We start from the raw sequence: 3,192 nt of genomic DNA on the forward strand, positions 1-3,192 counted from the left end.
GTTCATTATTAATAATATTTAGCATTGCTGAATGTAAAGAACTAATAGGCTGTGTCACCCAACGTTGTAGACGAAGCAGCAGTAATGAACTGACCACAATAAGGGACAATAGCATCCAGCCACTGATCTTTATTTGATAATATTGCATTGCGACCATATCTGAGAGCGATACCGTTAGACGCATATGAGCAATCGTTTGTTGCTCTAATTGAATGGGTAACACCAAATAAAGAGAGTGATGATTGACTGTATAAGTTTGTATTTGTTGCCAGTCATTGTCTGATAATTTCTCTGACACTGTACTGTTTGTTTGCTGAAATGAGGCAAAAGGATAGGGTTTATTTGGTAGTACAACCTCAACAGATGTGATGCTTGGATCTGCTTTGAAAGCCGATAAGATTTCAGCACCTGCCAGCTCGTCATCAAATTGGATGGCTGCTGTTAGATTTGTGCCAATCCCTGTTGCCAGAATAGTAACTCGATTTAGCAGATTTTTTTCCGCGTTACCAACATATTTATAATAACTGATAGTTTGGAATACGATAAATAGAATCACGACAAAGCTCAGCATGGGTAAAAACAAACGCTGGCTAAGAGAAAGCGATGAAGGCCATAATAGTTTCATTAGTCCTCCTCACTCATTTCAATAATATCTTGCGGATAAAGTAGAGCAATTTGTAATAATTTAGAGCTGATTTGTATTCCACTTTGGCTAACATGCTCTAAGCCAATAATTGGACGAACTTTTTGATTAATTGACTGAAGCGTTATCATGCCGCCTTTTCTTAAAAAAGAGGTGCCAATTCCAACCGTTAATATTTGAGGCTTAATAGGAACTTGAGTAATTTCAGATTCTTTTTGCGGTGAAATATAAACAATATGGCACTGTTCTATTTGGTTTATATGAGCTAAAGAGATAAAAGTATGGTGATCATTACTGTTAATTAGCTGACTTAATGTTTTAGCAACACTATCAGTGCCAAGAGAGCAGTAAACCAATGATGAGGGCTGAGATGACCATTGAATGAATTGGCCGAAGCGATAGATATAAACCGCAGAGAGTTTAAAATCGGCCACTTGCATTGTGTTTGCTTGAACCAACCCAATGCTACTGATACAACCTACCAGTAGCAAACGGGCACTTAGACGGATGTAAGTTTTAAAATCAGCAAGAATTTGGCGTAATGTTTGCTTTTTTAAGACTATTTTATCAAGTCTAAGATTTTGCATGAAACCTCTTAAAGTTGATTCCAAGATAAACGGACAAATGCAGATTCTTCGATAAAAGGACTTGAGTCAGACGCATCTGAGTATGAAGAGCTGCCTAAGCTATCAACGATAAACTCAACTCTTGGCCATGATGGTTTTTTCTGCCACGCTAACCGTAAATCTATAGTGGTCAGGTCTGATGAGCGAGAGGCTTGATTCGGAGATGAGACTGAACCTCTGTGTTTTAGCCACAAATCCAACTGCCATGAGTCATTAATATCCCATAAGGTTTGTAAGGATAAATAATGATTCGGTTGGTTTTCATAAACTAATCGGTAGCCTCCAACATCATCACGAATACAACTATTAGATCCTGTGCATGATGCATCGGTTTCAATAAAGCTATAACTCCCATTTATTGTAAAGTTAGGAAGTGCTTGCCAACTTGAATAAAGTTCAATGCCATAGGTCGATAGTTCAAGTGCATCCGAGTATTGTTGAGATCCAACAAACGCATAATTAGGTTGAGTGGTTCCGTCTTCACATTGACCATAGATACAGTGCCAATTGATATCTCTTAGCATTCGAACATTATCGTATTGGCTGTAAAAGAAGGTACTATCAAATGTAAAATCTAGACGGTTAAAGCGATACCCAACATCCCAAGTAATCACAGACTCATTCTCCATATTGGGATCAGGTTGAGTAAATAAAATACCCGGGAAATAGCCATTGCTGGTACCTACCGCAACATAACGATAATCATGCGAGGCCAAATCAACCATAGATGGAGTTACAACGGCTCGACCAATGCCGCTCCAAATTTGATGCTCGGGTTTGGGTTTATAGAGAATACGCGCTTGAGGTTGTATTTCTGTAGAGTCATTGCGAGTGAAGTGCTCAACTTTAACGCCTAGAGTCCCAATGAGATTTGGGGTAAATAGCCACTCACTTTGCAATAAGGCATTATAAATTACTTCGTGTTGAGTTTGATCATAACTGTAGCGATAGATAGGGTATTGATGAGTAAACATATCATCAGGAACACCCGCTACAGATAAATGGGTGAAGCGAATTCCACCGCCAACAGTGAGTTCATGATTATTTTTAATTTGTTGTCTTAATAAGATATTACCATCGATTGTTTGATAGGTTCCTTGTGATGAGGGCTCAACCTTTGAGTTTGTACTGGCCCAAACCTGACCTTCAATTTGCTGGCCATCGTCTTGATGTAGATAATCGACATTGATATAACCACCGCGAGAATAATCATTAAAATCAATGATATTTAAATAGATTTGATCGGCAAAAGTATAGGTGTACCACTTATGCTTAGATTTATTATGATAACCGCCGCCATGCAGACTGAGAGTGTGCTTATCATTAACATAATCTAAGCGAAAGTTACCTTGATAGCTGTGCCATTCATCCTCATTTATTGTGTAATAATCAGATTTTAATCCTTTTACAGAAAACCTTGCTGTTGTGTGGTCATTGATTAAAAAACCGTAGCGGTAGTCTGCTTGTTGGTAGTGATATTCGCCCGTTGCCAGTTTACCATAATGGCCCAGTGTTTCCCGGCTATTTTTAGTAATAATATTAATCACACCATTGGCGGCATTTCCTCCCCACATGGTGCCAGCTGTCCCTCGAAGAACCTCAATACGATCAATATCTTCCAGTAATGTATCAATCGTATTCCAGAAGGTTCCAGACATCAGAGGACTAAAAACACTTCGGCCATCAACCATAACAAGCAGTTTATTAAATAAGACTTCATTGAGTCCTCGTAAAGAGACTTGCCAATTGAATTCACTGATCTTAGTTACTTGGACACCAGGCGCTAATGCAAGAGCTTCTGGTACTGAACGAGCTCCACTACGGCGAATTTGATCGTTAGTAATCACATACATGGCTGCGGGTACATCGGTTAAGTCTTGTTCTTTTTTTGCAGCAGAAGTTACCGTGACCGCTTGTTCACTT

Annotated in this window: 3 protein-coding genes; all 3 read right to left on the reverse strand. The window is 39.0% G+C overall.

Going from position 1 to position 3,192, the window contains the following annotated elements:
• The coding region (locus I3255_RS13375) for a CHASE sensor domain-containing protein (protein WP_238039253.1) at positions 1-625 on the reverse strand (625 nt) is incomplete at its 3' end.
• Positions 625-1,230, reverse strand: a complete 606-nt coding sequence (locus I3255_RS13380; protein ID WP_005298619.1) for a YfiR family protein — start codon at positions 1,228-1,230, stop codon at positions 625-627. The genes I3255_RS13375 and I3255_RS13380, both read right to left, overlap by 1 nt.
• Positions 1,231-1,238: 8 nt before the next feature.
• Positions 1,239-3,192: TonB-dependent receptor (locus tag I3255_RS13385; RefSeq protein WP_269117330.1), on the reverse strand; the 1,954-nt coding region annotated here is incomplete at its 5' end.

Origin of the sequence: Psychrobacter sp. Ps6 (genome assembly GCF_022129235.1) — a bacterium.
Classification (GTDB): domain Bacteria; phylum Pseudomonadota; class Gammaproteobacteria; order Pseudomonadales; family Moraxellaceae; genus Psychrobacter.

Excerpts from the sequence above, each read along its gene's own strand:
- I3255_RS13380 (WP_005298619.1), bottom strand. The coding sequence starts at position 1,230 with ATGCAAAATCTTAGACTTGATAAAATAGTCTTAAAAAAGCAAACATTA.